The 17,054-nt window shown below is 74.8% G+C and carries 14 protein-coding genes; 4 read left to right on the forward strand and 10 right to left on the reverse strand.

Translation table 11 applies throughout. From position 1 onward, the window contains the following. Positions 1-4 precede the first annotated feature (4 nt). The 5 genes from ACZ50K_RS08225 to ACZ50K_RS08245 are packed head-to-tail and all read right to left on the reverse strand — an operon-like array spanning position 5 to position 5,714. Positions 5-1,336 carry a styrene monooxygenase/indole monooxygenase family protein gene (locus tag ACZ50K_RS08225; protein WP_468899068.1) on the reverse strand — a complete coding sequence of 444 codons (1,332 nt, stop codon included), beginning with the start codon at positions 1,334-1,336 and terminating at the stop codon, positions 5-7. 11 nt (positions 1,337-1,347) lie between these two features. Then, positions 1,348-1,989 (reverse strand): GTP-binding protein, encoded by a 642-nt coding sequence (locus ACZ50K_RS08230; RefSeq protein ID WP_468899070.1) that lies wholly within the window; start codon positions 1,987-1,989, stop codon positions 1,348-1,350. Continuing rightward, positions 1,970-2,350 (reverse strand): DUF742 domain-containing protein, encoded by a 381-nt coding sequence (locus ACZ50K_RS08235; protein ID WP_468899072.1) that lies wholly within the window; start codon positions 2,348-2,350, stop codon positions 1,970-1,972. Before ACZ50K_RS08235 ends, ACZ50K_RS08230 begins: the two co-directional genes overlap by 20 nt. Next, a complete protein-coding gene (locus tag ACZ50K_RS08240; RefSeq protein WP_468899074.1) occupies positions 2,347-2,898 on the reverse strand; it encodes a roadblock/LC7 domain-containing protein in 552 nt (183 codons plus the stop codon). Before ACZ50K_RS08240 ends, ACZ50K_RS08235 begins: the two co-directional genes overlap by 4 nt. Beyond that, entirely contained in the window at positions 2,895-5,714 is a 2,820-nt protein-coding gene (locus tag ACZ50K_RS08245) for a sensor histidine kinase (RefSeq protein WP_468899076.1), read from the reverse strand. Before ACZ50K_RS08245 ends, ACZ50K_RS08240 begins: the two co-directional genes overlap by 4 nt. A gap of 411 nt (positions 5,715-6,125) precedes the next feature. On the opposite strand from ACZ50K_RS08245, the gene ACZ50K_RS08250 reads away from it, so the two are divergent. Further along, on the forward strand, positions 6,126-6,911 hold the full coding sequence (locus ACZ50K_RS08250) for a hypothetical protein (RefSeq protein WP_468899079.1): 786 nt from the start codon (positions 6,126-6,128) through the stop codon (positions 6,909-6,911). Between the two features lie 67 nt (positions 6,912-6,978). Here ACZ50K_RS08250 and ACZ50K_RS08255 read toward each other — a convergent pair whose 3' ends face one another. The 4 genes from ACZ50K_RS08255 to ACZ50K_RS08270 form a co-directional block, all read right to left on the reverse strand. Continuing rightward, positions 6,979-7,419 carry a MarR family winged helix-turn-helix transcriptional regulator gene (locus tag ACZ50K_RS08255; protein WP_468899081.1) on the reverse strand — a complete coding sequence of 147 codons (441 nt, stop codon included), beginning with the start codon at positions 7,417-7,419 and terminating at the stop codon, positions 6,979-6,981. A gap of 127 nt (positions 7,420-7,546) precedes the next feature. Further along, the gene (lon, locus tag ACZ50K_RS08260; RefSeq protein ID WP_468899084.1) at positions 7,547-9,976 is read right to left on the reverse strand and encodes an endopeptidase La; all 2,430 of its coding nucleotides are present in this window, start codon (positions 9,974-9,976) and stop codon (positions 7,547-7,549) included. Positions 9,977-10,075: 99 nt separating this feature from the next. After that, entirely contained in the window at positions 10,076-10,936 is an 861-nt protein-coding gene (locus ACZ50K_RS08265; RefSeq protein ID WP_468899087.1) for a sulfurtransferase, read from the reverse strand. After that, positions 10,933-12,303 (reverse strand): glycosyltransferase family 39 protein, encoded by a 1,371-nt coding sequence (locus ACZ50K_RS08270; protein WP_468899089.1) that lies wholly within the window; start codon positions 12,301-12,303, stop codon positions 10,933-10,935. The genes ACZ50K_RS08265 and ACZ50K_RS08270 overlap by 4 nt, the downstream gene beginning before the upstream one ends. 158 nt (positions 12,304-12,461) lie before the next feature. Between ACZ50K_RS08270 and ACZ50K_RS08275 the strand changes: the two genes are divergently transcribed. After that, entirely contained in the window at positions 12,462-13,064 is a 603-nt protein-coding gene (locus ACZ50K_RS08275) for a hypothetical protein (protein WP_468899091.1), read from the forward strand. Here the strand turns inward: ACZ50K_RS08275 and ACZ50K_RS08280 are convergent. After that, the gene (locus tag ACZ50K_RS08280; protein WP_468899094.1) at positions 13,050-13,733 is read right to left on the reverse strand and encodes a TetR/AcrR family transcriptional regulator; all 684 of its coding nucleotides are present in this window, start codon (positions 13,731-13,733) and stop codon (positions 13,050-13,052) included. The genes ACZ50K_RS08275 and ACZ50K_RS08280 overlap by 15 nt on opposite strands. A 259-nt stretch (positions 13,734-13,992) precedes the next feature. Between ACZ50K_RS08280 and ACZ50K_RS08285 the strand changes: the two genes are divergently transcribed. Further along, positions 13,993-15,777, forward strand: coding sequence for a glycoside hydrolase family 3 protein (locus ACZ50K_RS08285; RefSeq protein WP_468899096.1), 1,785 nt, complete (start codon positions 13,993-13,995; stop codon positions 15,775-15,777). A 101-nt stretch (positions 15,778-15,878) separates the two neighbouring features. After that, on the forward strand, positions 15,879-17,027 hold the full coding sequence (surE, locus tag ACZ50K_RS08290) for a 5'/3'-nucleotidase SurE (protein WP_468899099.1): 1,149 nt from the start codon (positions 15,879-15,881) through the stop codon (positions 17,025-17,027). Positions 17,028-17,054 lie beyond the last annotated feature (27 nt).

Genomic DNA, 17,054 nt, shown 5'->3' on the forward strand with positions numbered 1-17,054 from the left:
CCGGCTACGCGGCGGAGGAGGCCCCGGAGGCCGCCGCCGGGGAATCCGCGGGCGAATCCGCCGGTGCGTCCGCCGGTGCGGACTCCTCGGACGGCGGCAGCGAGGCGGCGACCTCCGCCAGATAGTCCGCCGCGTCCTCGGGGTCGTAGAAGTACCCGTCGAAGTCGGCCGGGTTGTCGAAGCCGTTGGCGAAACGGTCCGCCACCGGCTGGAGCCGCCCGGCCTCGCCGATCAGCCGGAGCACGTGCTCCGGCGGGGCGCCCAGCATGGCGTTGGTCCACTGGGTGACCGGCTTGCCGGTGGTGAACCAGAACTTGTCGAAGGTGGCCTTCATCCAGGCCTCGTCGAACGGCCGGTCCCCGTGCATCAGGATCGAGGACAGGTAGGAGGCGGCGCACTTGGCCGCCGAGTTGGAGCCCTGCCCGGTGATCGGGTCGTTGGCCACGACCACGTCCGCCACGCCCAGCACCAGCCCGCCGCCGGGCAGCCGGCCGATCGGGTTGCGGACCACCGGCGCGTACCGGCCGGACAGGGTGCCGCCCGCGTCCGTCAGCTCCACCCCGGCCGTCCGCGCGTGCTCCCAGGGGGTGAACTTCTCCATCAACTCCAGGGTCAGCGCCAGGTGCTCGGACGGGCTGGACACCCCGTTGAACACGTCCAGCGGGCCGCCCGGCACGCCCTCCCAGAACAGGATGTCGGCCCGACCGGACAGCGTCAGGGTCGGCATCACGAAGAGCTCCCCGACCCCGGGGACCAGATTGCAGCGGACCGCCTCGGTCTCCGGGTGCTCCGGGCGCGGGCCGAGCCCGTGCACATAGGACACGGCGAGAGCGCGCTGCGGTGCGTCGTAGGGGGAACGGGCCGCGTCCCGGCCGAACATGGACACCAGCTCGCCCTTGCCGGCGGCTATCAGCACCAGGTCGTAGACGGTGGAGAAGTAGTCCAGGTCGGAGACCGAGGCGCCGTGGATGACCAGCTGCCCGCCGCGCTGTGCGAAGGCGTCCAGCCAGCCGGCCATCTTCACCCGCTGGTCCACGGACTGGGCATGCCCCTTGAGGCGGCCCAGCCAGTCGACGGCCCGGGAGGTGTCGGGGGCGGCGACGGACACGCCGAGGCCCTCGATCCGGGGCGCCTGCCGCTCCCAGAAGCCGAGCTGGAGGTCCCGCTCGTGCTGGAGCGCGGTGTCGAACATGCACTGGGTGGACATGACCCGGCCGGCGCGGATCTCGTCCGCGGTCCGGTTGGACATCAGGGTGACCTCGTACCCCTTGGCCTGGAGTCCGAGTGCGAGCTGGAGGCCGGACTGTCCGGCCCCCACCACGAGTATCCTGCGCATGGTGTCCGTCCCTATTCCGGTGTGGTGTCGAGGGCGTGGCCGACGAGGGTCAGCAGCGATTCGACGACGGTGGCCCGGCTCCGCGCGTCCATGATCACGACGGGTATGCGGGGCGGCACGGTCAGCGCCTCGCGCACGTCGTCCTCCGTGTAGGAGTCGGAGCCCTCGAAGTGGTTGACGGCGACCGCGTACGGCAGGCCGCAGCTCTCGAAGTAGTCCAGGGCGGGGAAGCAGTCGCGCAGCCGGCGGGTGTCGGCCAGCACGATCCCGCCGATGGCCCCGCGCACCAGGTCGTCCCACATGAACCAGAAGCGCTTCTGGCCCGGGGTGCCGTAGACGTAGAGGACGAGGTCGTCGTCGAGGGTGATCCGGCCGAAGTCCATGGCCACCGTGGTGGTGTTCTTGTCCGGGGTGCCGGTCAGGTCGTCGGTGGCGGCGCCGGCCTGGGTCATCACCGCCTCGGTGCGCAGCGGGGTGATCTCGGAGACGGAGGAGACGAAGGTGGTCTTCCCGACCCCGAAGCCGCCGGCGACCAGCACCTTGACGGCGATGGGGGCGCGGGAGCGGTCGTACTGCCACGGCTGGACGCCGTCGTCCTCGGCCGTGGCCGGCGGGGTTTCGGCTGCTGTTCGGTCAAAGACGGCGGAGCCCACTGAGCACCCTTTCGAGCAGTGCGCGTTCGGGCCGGCCGGAGCCGTGTCCGGTGCCGTAGACGCGGATCCTTCCCTGGTCGGCGAGATCGCTGACCAGGACGCGGACCACGCCGAGCGGCAGCTTCAGCAGGGCCGCTATCTCGGCGATGGTGCGCATCCGGCGGCAGACCTCGACGATGGCGCGCATCTCGGGCATGCGGTCGCCGCTGCGCGGGGTCGGGTCCAGGGCGGCGACGAAGGTCTCCACGCGCAGGACCTGGGTGAAGCGGGTGCGGCCCCCGGTCAGGGAGTACGGGCGGACGCGCGCGGGGCGGCGGTCCGCCCCGCGTATCGGCAGGCGCGAGGGCGGGGCGGCGCTCACGTGAGGTTCTCCTGGGACTGGCGGAGCTCGCCGCGGACTTCGGGGGTGAGGACGTGCCCGGCCCGGCCGACGAAGAGCGCCATGTGGTAGGCGACGACGCTCATGTCGCAGTCGGGGGTGGCGTGCACGCCGAGGAGGGAGCCGTCGCTGATGGCCATCACGAAGACGGAGCCGTGCTCCATCGCCACCATGGTCTGCTTGACGGCCCCGCCCTCCATGAGTTCGGCGGCACCGGTGGTGAGGCTGCCGAGTCCGGAGACGATGGTGGCGAGGTCGGCGGAGGCGCCGCGGGGGCCCCTGGCGGCCTCCGGGCCGGCCCCGGGGCCGGCTTCCGGTCCGCCCGCTCCGGTGTCCGCTCCCGCCGCCGCTTCCGGCGCGGCCGCCGGGCGGTCGGTCGGGGGCTGCGGGTCGGAGGAGAGGAGCAGCAGGCCGTCGGAGGACACCACGGCGACGGAGACGATGCCGGGTACCTCCTCGACCAGGTCGGTCAGCAGCCACTGAAGGTTGCGGGCCTGGGTGCTCAGTCCGTACGTACTGGGCGCGGTCATGTGCGTGCCTCCTGTGCGGTGTCCCCCTGATCGTGGTGTCCCTCGGCGAGTTCGGCCGCGACGACACGGCGGCCGTCCCGGGCTCCCTGGTAGAACCCGCCGAGCCGGCGCCGGAGTTCGTCGGCGTCCACCCGCTTGTGCGCGGGGGCCGGCTCGGTCCGCCGGGCGGCCACCACCCGGGGGGTCCGCTTGGGCAGCCCCTTGACGGTGACGGCGGCCTGCGGGGCCTCGTCCGGGGTGGCCGTGTGCGGCTCCGGCGCGGGCGCCGGTGCCGGGGCGGGTGCCGTTTCGTGGGCTACTGCCGGTTCCGGGGCGACTGCCGGTTCGGGGGCGACTGCCGGTTCGGGGGCGGTCCCGGTGCGTGCTCCGGGGACGCCGGTCCCCTGCCGCGGCTCGGGCGCGAGCCGCGGATCGCGGGGGGCTGCGGTGAACACCTGGTCGGCGGGCGGCAGCCCGGCCCCGGCCGGCGGCTCGGGGGTGTACGGGGGTTCGGGGGCGTACGGCGCCCCGGGCGCGTGCTCCGGCGCGGGCTCGGCGGCGTACTCCGGCGCGGGCCCCGGATCGGGCTCCGCCGCGTACTCGGGCTCCGTCGCGTACTCCGGCTCGGGGGTGTGTTCCGGGGCGGCGGCGTGCCGGGGGCGGGGCGGGAGGGTGTTCTCGTTGGCCTCGGCCACCACTCCGGGGAGGTGCAGCGAGGGCGCTCCGGGCACCCCCAGGGTGTGCACGGGGGTGGTGGGCGGGGCGGTCGGCAGCAGGGCGGCCGGGATGACCACCAGCGCCTCGGTGCCGCCGTTGCGGGAGGCCCGCAGTTCCGCCTCGACTCCGTGCCGGGCGGCGAGCCGCCCCGCCACGTAGAGGCCGAGTCCCAGGCCGTGGTCCTCCTCCGGCTCGGCCTCGTACGCCTCGGGGTCGGACAGCCGCTGGTTGAGGACGGCGAGCCGGTCCGCGGTGATGCCGATGCCCTCGTCGACCACGGACAGCACGGCGTCGCCGGAGTCCAGCAGCCAGCCCGAGACCTTCACCTTGGCTTCCGGGGGCGAGAAGGTGGTGGCGTTCTCCAGGAGTTCGGCGATCACGTGCGAGACGTCGTCGGCCGCGTGGCCGGCCACCTGCGTGTAGGAGGGGAGGGCCTGGAGGTCGACCCGCTCGTAGCGTTCGATCTCCGAGACCGCGGCCCGCATCACGTCCACCAGCGGGACCGGTCCGGACTGGCCGTGGCCGTGTTCCTGCCCGGCGAGCACCAGCAGGTTCTCGTTGTGGCGGCGCATGACCGTGGCCAGGTGGTCCAGCTTGAAGAGGGTGGCCAGCCGGTCCGGGTCCTGCTCCCGGGATTCCAGTTCCTCGATGACCGCCAGCTGCCGCTCGACCAGGCCGAGGGTGCGCAGGGACAGCGACACCGAGGTCGTGATCATGATCCGGCGGTGTTCCTCCAGACCGGCCCGCAGCTGGGAGAGCTCCTCCTCCAGCTCGGCGCGGCCCGAGGTCAGCGCCTCGTTGCGGCCGATCAGCCGGCGCCGGTCGGCGTCCAGTCCGGCGATCCGGGTGTGCAGGGAGACGGTCATCCCGCGGACGTCGTTCAGCGAGCGGACGACCTCGGCGAACTCGTCGTTGCGGCCGGTGAAGCGGACCGGCTCCACCGAGCCCTCGGCGGTGGCCAGCCGGGCGGCGCCCCGGCGCAGTACGGACAGCGGGCGGGTCAGCGAGCGGGCGACGGCGGTCGAGACGCCGATGGTGAACAGGAAGAGCACGCCGAGCAGGGCGACCAGGGCCTCCAGGGCGGTCACGTCGTCGTCGCGGAGTCCGGCCAGGGCGGTGGCCCGTTCGGCGACCAGGGTGGCCTCCACCGAACGCATCCGGTCGACCCGGGCGGTCAGCGCGGCGCCGACGGCCTCCTGGTCGAGCCGGCGGTCGGCGGTGGACAGGCCGGGGCGGTCGGTGAGCCGACGGAGGTACTCCTCGGCGGACTTGACCTCCTGGCCGGTGACGGTGGCGGCGAGGGTCTCCCGTACGTCGGGGCGGGCGGTCCGCGCGAAGTCCTCCAGCGCGCCCTGCTCCCGGACCCGGGCCCGCTGCCCGGCGGCGGCGAGTTCCTCCTCGGCGGGCGAGGCCACCGAGGAGCGGGATCCCTGCGAGGAGCCGGAGTCGGAGTCCTCGTCGGACTGTTCGCCGCGGGGCACGGCCAGCGCGGCGAGCAGCAGTCCGCGGGCGGCCGAGGCCTGGTCCACGGCGAGGCCGAGGGGGGCCAGCGGCCGGGTGGTGGCGAGGGCGGCGGTGGCCCGCGGCGGGGTCTGCTCGGCCAGCCGGGTGCCCGGGGCGAGGAGTTCGGCGATGACCGCGGAGTAGGACTGGTGGGCGGCCAGCGCACCGCCCCTGCCGGTGAGGGCGGTGCCGCGGACGGACTCGATCCGGCCCACGGCGAGGGCGAGTTCCTCGTCGGTCTCGGTCTGGCCGGCGACCTCCTCGGTCTGCCGGTCCACCCGGGCGGTGCGCTCGGCCACGGCGGCCTTGTCGGCGGCGGGCCGGCCCTCGGCGACGTAACCGGTGACGGCGTCGCGTTCGTCGGCGAGGGCGTGCGCGAGGGTGAGGGTCTGCCGGATCCGTTCGGCCTGGGTGACCAGCCGCTGGGATTCGTTCAGGTCCGCCGTGGCGGAGAGGACGGCGGGGGCGCCGGCCGCGAGGACGGCAAGGCCCGTGACGGCGACGCCGATGACCAGCCTGCGGCGCACGCGTACCCGGCGTCCCGTGGGGAGGCCTGCGGTGGCGGGTCCGTCGGCGGTGGTGGCGGTGCCGTTCTTCCGAGACCGCTTCTTCTGCACCGGTGCTCGCAATCCTGTACGTGTGCTCGTGCTCGTCTACTCGTGTGGCCGAGGTAACGGCCGGTCAACAAGTAAACGCCCCCTGCTCCCTCGTACCGCTTCAGACCATTGCAGTGTGTTTGGGACAGAGCCGCACATCGCCCACCCGGCCACACGAACGAGTGAACATCACGGATGAGTTGGCGAACAACTCGGGTGTCGGCCGGGCAGTGGGCGGGCGTGGACACCCGGTTGATAGATCGACGGGGGCTTTGGCAGGATGCCCGCCCACATCTCCACGGACCGCTCGGTTCCGGCGGACCGTCATACCGGTTGCCGCACAGGGGATTTGGTCTGGACCAGTTGGCGGCCGGGGGGATTCCTCCCCGTCCAGACCGGTCTGGTTGCGGACATCCCGGGCAGAATGTCCCCATGCGCATCGACCTCAGCACCGCCCCCGGCAGCCCCGAACGCCCCAACGAGGACTGGGTGTCCGCCGCGATTCCGGCGGTCGGCGGGGGCGGGACGCTGGTGCTGCTGGACGGGGTGACCCCGCCGGCCGGCCCGGACGGCTGCCGGCACGGGGTGCCCTGGTTCACCGCCCGTCTGGGCGGCCGATTGACCGAACTGTCCGGATCGCGCCGGGACATGCGGCTGGACCTGGTGCTGGCCGAGGCAATCCGCCACACCGCTTCGGCCCACCGCGGGGAGTGTGACCTTTCTCACGTTCGCACTCCTCAGGCAACCGTCGTGCTGGTCCGCTGGGACGAGGAGTGGGTCGAGCACCTGGTGCTGTCCGATTCGGTGCTGCTGCTGGAGGCCCTCGACGGGGAGGTGACCGAGGTGCGGGACGACCGGCTGGACCGGGTGCCGCCGGAGGTGCTCGCCTCGCACGCGGCGACGGACGCGCTGCGCAACGCGTACGGGACGGAGCTCGCCTTCTTCACGGCGGCGGCGGACCCGGCCGCCGCCGGCCGGGCGGTGACCGGGCGCACCCCTCGGGACCGGGTGCGGGCGGTGGCGGCCCTCACGGACGGGGCGGGCCGCTGGACGGAGACCTTCCGGGAGGGCGGCTGGCCGGACTGCCTGGCGGTGCTGCGCAAGGAGGGCGCCGCCGCCCTGATCGCCCGCGTCCGCGCCCTCGAATCCGCACCCGACTCCCCGCACGCCCGCTCGAAGCGCCACGACGACGCGACGGCGGTGTACGCGGAACTGTGACGCCGGGGCGGGGCGGGGCGGCCGGGTGGGGCCCCGGAACGGCGTCCGGCCGGGGGCGCCCGGTGCGCTATTCCGCCCGGTCGTTCAACTGGTGCAGCAGCCGGGCCAGTTCCGCGACCTCGCCGCGGTCCCAGCCGGCGAGCTTGCGCATGTACTGCTCCCGGCGCGCCCCCCGCACCCGCAGGAAACGCTCCCGGCCCTCCGGGGTGATTCCGACCAGGAAGGCCCGGCCGTCCGCCGGGTCCGGCTCGCGGGCCACCAGCCCCAGGTCCTCCAGGGCCCGGAGCTGCCGGCTCATGGTGGCCTTGCCGACGCCGAAGTAGCCGGCCAGCTCGGTGGCCCGCTGCCGCCCGGCGTCCTCCAGCCGCACGAGCAGCCCGTACGCGGCCGGCTCCAGCTCGGGGTGCAGTTCGCGGGCCATCTCCCCCGAGGAGGCCCGGGCCCGCCGGAGGAAGACGGACAGCTCCCGCTCCAGCGCGAGGAACTCCTGGTCTTCGCTCCCGTGCACGGAAGGCTCCCTTCGGCGGTGTGTGGGGGAACAGTATTTCCCAGGCCGTTCCCGGCACGCCGGTCCGGGACCCGCGGTGGGCGGGTCCCGGACCTCCACGACCGCCCCGACGGCCGATGCGGGCAGGTCAGGCGGCCGCGCCGACCGCCACCCGGGCCTCCTCCAGGGCCAGCTCCAGCACCTGCCGCACATCCGTCACCGGGTGCACCTCCAGCCCCTCCAGCACCTCGGCCGGGACATCGTCCAGGTCCGCTTCGTTCCGCTTGGGAATGATCACGGTGGTGATCCCGGCCCGGTGCGCGGCCAGCAGCTTCTGCTTGACCCCGCCGATCGGCAGCACCCGGCCGGTCAGCGAGACCTCACCGGTCATCGCCACGTCCGTGCGGACCTGCCGACCGGACAGCAGCGAGGCCAGCGCGGTGGTCATGGTGATGCCCGCGCTCGGGCCGTCCTTGGGGACCGCGCCCGCCGGGAAGTGGATGTGCACGCCCCGGTCCTTCAGCCCGGTCACCGGGAGCTCCAGCTCCGCGCCGTGCGAGCGCAGGAAGCTCAGGGCGATCTGCGCGGACTCCTTCATCACCTCGCCCAGCTGGCCGGTGAGGGTCAGCCCGGCCGCCCCGGTCTCCGGGTCGGCCAGCGAGGCCTCCACGAACAGCACGTCCCCGCCGGCCCCGGTCACCGCCAGCCCGGTGGCCACACCGGGGACGGCGGTCCGCCGCTCGGCCGGGTCCTGGGCGGCCTCCGGCACGTGGTGCGGACGCCCGATCAGGGCCCGCAGGTCCTCCGCGCCGATCGCGAAGGGCAGTTCGCGTTCGCCCAGTTCGTGCTGGGAGGCCACCTTGCGGAGCAGCCGGGCCACGGCCCGCTCCAGGTTCCGGACCCCGGCCTCCCGGGTGTACTCCCCGGCCAGCCGGCGCAGCGCGTCCTCGCCGAGGGTGACCTCCTCGGCGGCCAGCCCGGCCCGCTCCAGCTGGCGGGGCAGCAGGTGGTCGCGGGCGATGACCACCTTCTCGTCCTCGGTGTAGCCGTCCAGCCGGACGATGTCCATCCGGTCGGCGAGCGCCTCCGGAATGGCCTCCAGCACATTGGCGGTGGCCAGGAAGACCACGTCGCTGAGGTCGAGTTCGACCTCCAGGTAGTGGTCGCGGAAGGTGTGGTTCTGGGCCGGGTCGAGGACCTCCAGCAGCGCGGCCGCCGGGTCGCCGCGGAAGTCGGAGCCGACCTTGTCGATCTCGTCGAGCAGCACCACCGGGTTCATCGACCCGGCCTCCTTGACGGCCCGGACGATCCGGCCGGGCAGCGCGCCGACATAGGTGCGGCGGTGGCCGCGGATCTCGGCCTCGTCCCGTACGCCGCCGAGGGCGACCCGCACGAACTTCCGTCCCATGGCGTGCGCCACGCTCTCGCCGAGGCTGGTCTTGCCGACCCCGGGCGGGCCCACCAGGGCCAGCACGGCACCGCCGCGCCGGCCGCCGACCACCCCGAGGCCGCGGTCCCCGCGCCGCTTGCGGACGGCCAGGTACTCGGTGATCCGGTCCTTCACATCGGACAGCCCGGCGTGTTCGGCGTCCAGCACGGCACGGGCGCCGCGGATGTCGTACGCGTCCTCGGTCCGCTCGTTCCAGGGGAGTTCCAGGACGGTGTCCAGCCAGGTCCGGATCCAGGAGCCCTCGGGGCTCTGGTCACTGGACCGCTCCAGCTTCTCGACCTCCTTGAGCGCGGCCTCCCGCACGCCCTCCGGAAGATCGGCGGCCTCCACCCGGCTCCGGTAGTCGTCGGCCTCCTCGCCCTCCCCGTCGCCGTTCAGCTCGCGCAGCTCCTTGCGCACGGCCTCCAGCTGGCGCCGCAGCAGGAACTCGCGCTGCTGCCTGTCCACGCCCTCCTGCACGTCCTTGGCGATGGACTCGGCCACGTCCTGCTCGGCGAGGTGCTCGCCCAGCCACTGCACGGCCAGCTTCAGCCGGGCCACCGGATCGGCGGTCTCCAGCAGTTCGACCTTCTGCTCCAGGGTGAGGAACGGCGAGTAGCCGGAGTTGTCGGCCAGCGCCGAGACCCCCTCGATCTGCTGCACCCGGTCGACGACCTGCCAGGCCCCGCGCTTCTTCAGCCAGCTGGTGGCGAGCGCCTTGTACTCCTTCACCAGCTCGGCGACGGCCCCCGGCAGCGGGTCGGGGGTGTGCTCCTCGACCGTCTCGCCCTCCACCCAGAGCGCGGCCCCGGGGCCGGTGGTCCCGGCCCCGATACGCACCCGGCCGCGGCCGCGGATGAGCGCGCCGGGGTCCCCGTCCGACAGCCGGCCGACCTGCTCGACGGTGCCGAGCACCCCGGTCCCGGCGTACTTCCCGTCCACCCGCGGCACCAACAGCACCCGCGGCTTCCCACCACCGGCCCCGACCGCGCCCCCGGCGGCCGAGCCCCCGACCGCCGCCTGCGCGGCCTCGACGGCGGCCCGCACCTCGGCGTCGGACAGGTCCAGCGGCACCACCATCCCGGGCAGCACGACCTCGTCATCGAGCGGCAGCACAGGCAGGGTGAGCGTTTCGGGCATCGAAGCCATGATCTTCCCTCCGGCAGTGAAGTTGAGCTATGCCGACTCAATGCTTCGGAGCCCACCGATGTTCCCCGCCCCCTGTTCGCCTCCGGCGAACGGGGAGGATCAGGGGGTCGGGTCGGTGGTCACCGGGAGGGGGGAGGGGCGGCCCCAGTCGCTCCAGGAGCCGTCGTAGACGGACAGGGCCGAGTGGCCCGCCAGTTCGGCGGCGAGGGCCAGCACGCAGGCCGTGACCCCGGAGCCGCAGCTGAAGTAGAGCCGTTCCGGGCGGTCCGCCAGGGCCGCGAACGCGGCCCGCAGTTCCGGGGCGGGCCGCATCCGGCCCGCCCCGGTCTGGAGCTCCCCGAAGGGGAGGTTGTGCGCGCCCGGCATGTGCCCGGACCGCAGTCCCGGCCGCGGTTCGGGCGCGGTGCCCGCGAACCGCCCCCGGGTCCGCGCGTCGAAGACGGCCGCGGCCGGGTCGCCGAGCGCGGCCAGCACCTCCGCGCTGCCGACCAGCAGCCCGGGCACCGGCCGCGCCGTGAACGTGCCGCGCGGACCGCCGTACCCGGCCGGCCGGTCCTCCACCGGCAGCCCGGCCGCCACCCAGCCCGGCAGTCCGCCGTCGAGGACCGCCACCCGGTCGAAGCCCATCGCGCGCAGCATCCACCACGCCCGGGCGCTGGAGTAGATCCCGGCGGCGTCGTAGACGACCACGGTGGCGGTGTCGTCCACGCCGAGGCCGCGCATCGCCTCGGTGAACCGGTCCGGCCCCGGCATGGTGTGCGGGACGGGCGCGGAGTGGTCGGACAGTTCGCCGTCCAGGTCGAAGGGCCGCGCCCCGGGGATCCGGGGCGCCCCGCCGCGCAGCTCCCCCACCGAGGCGTCGAACACCACCGTCCCCGGCTGACCGAGCAGTTCCGCGAGCCGGTCCGGACCGACCAGCGGGGTGGGGAGGGAGGGTGCGTCGGACTGGCGGGCCGTCATGGAGATCCTCCAGGTGTGGGAGAGGGCGGGCAGGTGCCCGGGCGGGCGTAGAGGGCGATGCGGGCGCCGCGCACCTCGGTGGTGGAGCAGAGGTCGAAGTGGGCGCCGAGGGTCTGCCGTTTGACGGCCTCGCGCGGATACGGGTCCCACGGCTGGTCCGCCGGGTCCATGAGGGCCAGTACCCGGGGGGAGTCCATCAGCCCGGCCAGGATGTCCGCCGGGGGCCGTTCGGTGCCCTGGAGGCTGCGGGAGGCGACCGGGTCGCGGTCCAGGGCCAGGTCGCGCAGGCCGCCGTAGACCTCCGGGGAGGCCAGCAGCCATTCGCGCCGCCGGGCGGGCATGAACAGCACCGCGTCACCGGGCCGGGCGGTGGCCCGTACCGCCTCGGCGACCGCCAGGACGTCGTCCTTGCGGCTCTCCGGGGTCCGCAGCCACAGCGACCACGGCACGGCGGCCGCCACCAGCACCGCGCCGAGCGGCAGCAGCGTACGGGGGCGGGCCGCGCCCGCGAGGAGGGCGAGTCCGGCCAGCGAGTAGAGCACGTACCGGTCCACGTACCAGGGGTTCGCCAGCGATACGGCCATCAGCAGTCCGGCCGGCAGCAGCGCGAGCGGCAGCGCGATCCGGACCAGTTCCCGGTCCGCGCCGCGCGAGAGCAGCAGGGAGAGCCCGGCCACCACCGCGTACGCCGCCCAGTCCGCGAGCTTGGGCCGCCCCAGCCAGCCGAGTTGCTGCCCGGCCTGCCCGGCGCCCAGCACGGCGAGCGGCAGCACCAGGACCACCACCGCGGCGGCGGCCCGCCGCCAGCCCGGCGAGCGGCGGCCGGCGAAGGCGTGGGCGAGCAGGGCCAGTACGGCGAACTCGTGCAGCCAGCAGGCCAGCAGCATCAGCAGCGCGTACGGCAGCCAGCGCTCGCGGAGCAGCAGATACGTGGCCCAGACGACGGCGGCGGCCACCAGGGCGTACGAGCGGCCCTCCTGCGCGTACATCTGGACCGGCGGGAGCAGCGCGTACAGCAGGCCCGCGCACAGCCCGGCCCGGCCGCCGGACAGCCGGCGGCCGATCACCGCGACTCCGGCGGCGGCGAGGGCGGTCGCGGCCACCGAGGGGAGCCGCAGCGCCCAGAGCGCCCAGGGGAGCGCGGGATCGGCAGCCGCGCCGGTGGTGGCCGTGCCGGTGCCGTCCCAGAGGGCGAAGAGGCCGTGCATGAGGAGGTAGTACAGGCCGTGGACGGCGTCCACCTCGCCGAGCAGACTCCACAGTTCGCCGAGCGGGCGGTGCGCGACCTGCCAGGTCACCGACTCGTCTCGCCACATGCTGCCCCGCCGGTCGAGCCCCCACAGCCCGAGCGCGACCGCCACCAGCACGGGCCCGCCCCACACCGGCACGGCACGCGGCCACGCCCGGGACCGGGCTCCGGGAGCGCCGGGGCGACTGCTGCTGATGGCTTCCTCCGGGTGCTTTCCGAACGGGGGCGGGGGCTCCATACTCTCGGTCGGCGGAGTCCTTGCGGGAGTGGGGGGGTGTGCGAGCGATGCGAATGCCATGGGCGGCGCGGGCGGTCCGGGCGGCACGGGCCCTGCGCGGGCACCCCGCGCCCTGCGACCCGGCCGGAGGGGTGCTGGTCGCAGGGGTGGTGGTCTGCGTGGCGCTGCTGGTCGGCTGTGCGCCGGACTCCCCGGACGCCGCCCCGGGCCCGGGCTCGCCGACCCCGTCGGCCGGCGCCCCGACCACCGGCCCGGGCACGGGCACGGGCACGGGCACCGGCACTCCCGCCGCCCCGTTGCCCACGAGGGCCGACGAGGATCTGCTGACGGTGACCCGCAGCGGCGGGTACGCCGGGCGTCGGAGCACCCTGGTGATCCGGGGCGACGGTTCCTGGACCCGACTGGACGGGAACGCCCGCGAGACCGCCGCCGGCCGGCTGGCCCCGGCCCGACTGGCCCGGCTGCGCGCCGCCCTGGTCGCGGCCGACTTCCCGCGGCTGCCGCGGGTGTCGATGGGCGAGGAGACCGTCCACGACGGCTTCGTCTACGCCTTCGTGCACGCGGGCCACGAGGTCGCGACCGCCACCGGCGCCGTCCCCCCGCGCCTGAACCCGGTCCTGGACCACCTACCGGAGTTCTGATACCGGAGCGGACCCCGCCGGCCCCGCCGGGTCGGCGTTCCCGGCCGCCGCGAGTTCGCGCAGCAGGCGGGACAGGTAGTCGCGGAGGCGGGCCGGCATGTCCAGGGCCGTCGGGTCCAGGGCCCACTGGATCTGGAGGCCGTCCATGACGGCGATCATCTCCCGGGCGACCCGCTCGCAGTCGGTGTCCGGCCGGAGCTCCCCGCGCTCGACGCCCGCCGCCAGCAGGGCGGCGGTCAGGGCGAGCACCCTGGCGTAGCGCTCCCGGAAGTAGATGTGGGCCGGGTGGCCCGGGGTGCCTGACTCGCCGACCAGCACGTTGAACATGCGGACGATGCCGGGCCGCCGCACGTTGTCCTCGGCGAGCTCGACCACCGTGGCGAAGTGCTCGGCCACCGACACCGCCGGTGCGGCGAACAGCCGCTCGATGTCGTGCCGCTCGCTGTGCGCGAGCACCGACAGCAGCAGGTCCTCCTTGCCGCGGAAGTGGTGGAGCAGTCCGCCCTGGGTGATGCCGCAGTCCTGGGCGATCCGCGCCAGGGAGGAGGACCGGAACCCCCACTGCCCGAAGTGCTCCACGGCGGCGTCGAGGATGGCCCGCCGCCGGGCGTCGCCCACCGCGTAGCCGCCCCGGGCGCCCCCGGCCGACCTCACCTGCTGTTTCGCCATGCGGATCAGCGTAGGGCGCGGCACCCCGGCGCCACCGACCTGTGACCCAGGTCACTTTTCCAATACCTAGTGGCCACTCGGGATTCCGCTTTAACGTGTCACCACTTCGCCGCGAGCACTGCGAGCACTGCGTACCCCCGCGAGCCCCGCGTACCCCGCGAGCCCGCCCGCCGCGCACCCCGAGCCCCCATCCCCGCGCTCGTACCGCCCTGCCCGCACGCCCCCCGAGCCCCTGAGCCCCTGAGCCCCCGGAGCCCCCATGCCCCCCGCCGCCGCCCCGAACGCCCCCGACTACCGCGACCCTTCGCTCCCGGTCGACCGGCGCGTCGAGGACCTCCTCGCCCGGATGACCCTGGAGGAGAAGGCCGGGCAGCTCTTCCACTCCATGCTGACCATGAACCCGGACGGCTCCCCCGTCACCGAGACCGACGGCTCCCTCCTCCCCTTCGCCACCCCGGAGCTGGTCGAGGGCCGGCTGATCTCCCACTTCAACCTGCTGGGCGGCCACGGCGCCCGCGAGACGGCCCGGTGGCAGAACGCGGTGCAGGAGATGGCGGCCGGCACCCGGCTCGGCATTCCGGTCACCCTGTCCACCGACCCCCGGCACGCCTTCACGGAGAACATCGGCGCCTCCTTCGGGTCCGGGCCGTTCTCCGCCTGGCCGGAGGCCCTCGGGCTGGCCGCGGTCGGGGACCCGGAGCTGGTCTTCCGGTTCGCCGACACGGTTCGCCGCGAATACCTGGCGGTGGGCTTCCGGGTCGCCCTGCACCCGCAGATCGACCTGGCCACCGAACCCCGCTGGTCCCGCCAGTCCGGCACCTTCGGCTCGGACGCCGCGCTGGCCTCCGAGCTCGTACGGGCCTATGTGCGCGGCCTCCAGGGCCCCGACCCCGAACCGGGTCCCCGCTCGGTGTCCGCGATGGTGAAGCACTTCCCCGGCGGCGGCCCGCAGAAGGACGGCGAGGACCCGCACTTCGCGCACGGCAAGGAGCAGGTCTATCCGGGCGGGATGCGGGAGCACCACCTGGAGCCGTTCAAGGCCGCCATCGCGGCCGGCTGCTCGCAGATGATGCCGTACTACGGGCAGCCGGTCGGCACCGACTGGGAGGAGGTCGGCTTCGGCTTCAACCGGGGCGTCCTGACCGGTCTGCTGCGCGAGGAGCTCGGCTTCGACGGGATCGTGTGCACCGACTGGGGCCTGCTCACCGATTCCACGATCTTCGGGCAGGTCCACGAGGCCCGCGCCTGGGGCCTGGAGCACCTGGACACCGCCGAGCGGACGGCCCGCGCGCTGGACGCGGGCGCCGACCAGTTCGGCGGGGAGCAGTGCCCCGAGGTGGTCGTGGAGCTGGTCCGGGCGGGCCGGATCGCCGAGGAGCGGGTGGACGCCTCGGTGCGGCGACTGCTGCGGGAGAAGTTCCGGCTCGGGTTGTTCGAGGACCCGTACGTGGATCCGGACCTGGCCGCCGAGACCGTCGGCCGGGCGGACTTCACGGCGCTGGGCGCGGCGGCGCAGCGGCGTTCGCTGACCGTCCTGACCAACGGGCGGGGCCTGCTGCCGCTGCCGGCCGCCCCGCGGCCCCGGGTGTACGCGGAGGGAGTGGATCCGGCCGTCCTGGCGGAGTACGCGGAGCCGGTCGGGGACCCGGCGTCCGCCGATCTGGCGGTACTGCGGCTGCGCACCCCGCACGAGCCGCGCGAGAACCTCTTCGAGTCCCTCTTCCACTCCGGCTCGCTGGCCTTCCCCGAGGAGGAGCTGGCGCCGGTGCTGCGGCTGCTGGACACGGTGCCGACGGTGGTCTGCGTCAACCTGGAGCGGCCCGCCGTCATCCCCGAGATCGCCGACCGGGCGGCCGCCCTGCTCGCCGACTACGGCGCCTCGGACGCGGCCCTGCTGGACGTGCTGTTCGGGCGGGCCGTGCCGGAGGGGCGGCTGCCGTTCGAGCTGCCGCGCTCGATGGCGGCGGTGGCCGCGTCCCGCCCGGACGTGCCCGACGACACCGCCGACCCCCTCTTCCCGCGCGGCCACGGCCTCGCCCTCTGACCCCTCCCGACCCCCGCCCCCTTCGGGGCGGACCGCTCGACCACCCGCTCACCCGCTTCCCCGCTCACCCCACCCGTCACCGCCGAAGGGACCGCTCTCCCATGCGCCGCAGCAGCATCCTCGGAAACCACGGAAGATCCACCGGAACCACCGGATCCGGCAGATCCGGCAGACGCACCGCGCTCGTCCTCGCCAGCGCCGCCGCCCTCCTCGCCGGGCTCGGCACCGCCACCGCCGCGCCCGGACCGTCCGGAGCCCCTCGGGCCGCCGAGGCCTCCCACACCCCGAAGGCCCCGCTCGCCAGCCTCCGGGTCCTCCTCACCAACGACGACGGCATGCAGGCCGCCAGGCCCGAGAACTCCGACGGCCTCGGCCTCTACGAACTCCGCCGCGCCATGTGCGCGGCCGGGGCCGATGTGGTCGTGATGGCCCCCTGGGGGGTGCAGAGCGGCCGGGGCACCGCCGTCTCCAACGGCGGCACCCTCACCGCCCAGCGCCGTACCGCGCTGCCGGCCGGGTACGGGGGCGACTGCGCCGGCGCCCCCGCGAAGGGCGCGGTGTACGGGGTCTGTCTGAACTCCTCGCCCTGCACCCCGGCCAGCCCCAGCGCCACCCCCGCCGACACGGTGAAGCTCGCCCTGCGCGGCGGGCTGGCGGCCAAGGCGGGCTGGACCGAGGGGCCGGACCTGGTCCTGACCGGTATCAACTCCGGCTGGAACGTGTCCGCCTCGGTCAACGACTCGGGCACCGTCGGCGCGGCCGTGGCCGCCATCGACTCCGGGGTGCCGGCCCTCGCCTTCAGCAGTTCCTCGGACCGTTCCCTCACCTCCTTCCCGCTGGTCAACTACCGTGCGCACGCCGAGTTCGGGGCCCGGCTGGTCGCCGGCCTGCGCGGCCGGGGCCTGCTCACCCCGGCCTTCGCCCTCAAGGTGGACTACCCGGACGTCAGCGAGGGGCAGCGGGCCCGGTCCGCGGTGTGGACCCGGGTCGGCGCGGGGGCCGTCGCCTTCCACGCGTACGAGCGGCAGGGCGCCGGGGACTCCTTCGCCATCGTGCTCGGGCTGTGCGCGGAGGAGCCGGGCTCGGAGTGCGCGGAGACCCGTCCGGACGCCGATTCCGTGTGGGTGCGCAAGGGGCACGTGACCATCGCCCCGATCACCTGGGACCGCACCTTCGGCGGCCAGCCCGGCGCACAGCGCGAGCTCCGGCGCGTCGAGCAGTACGTCCGGCAGTCCGCCCCGCGCCCCTGAGCAGCCCCCTCGCCCCGCGCGACCCGT

Source organism: Streptomyces sp. NPDC033845, assembly GCF_055576225.1.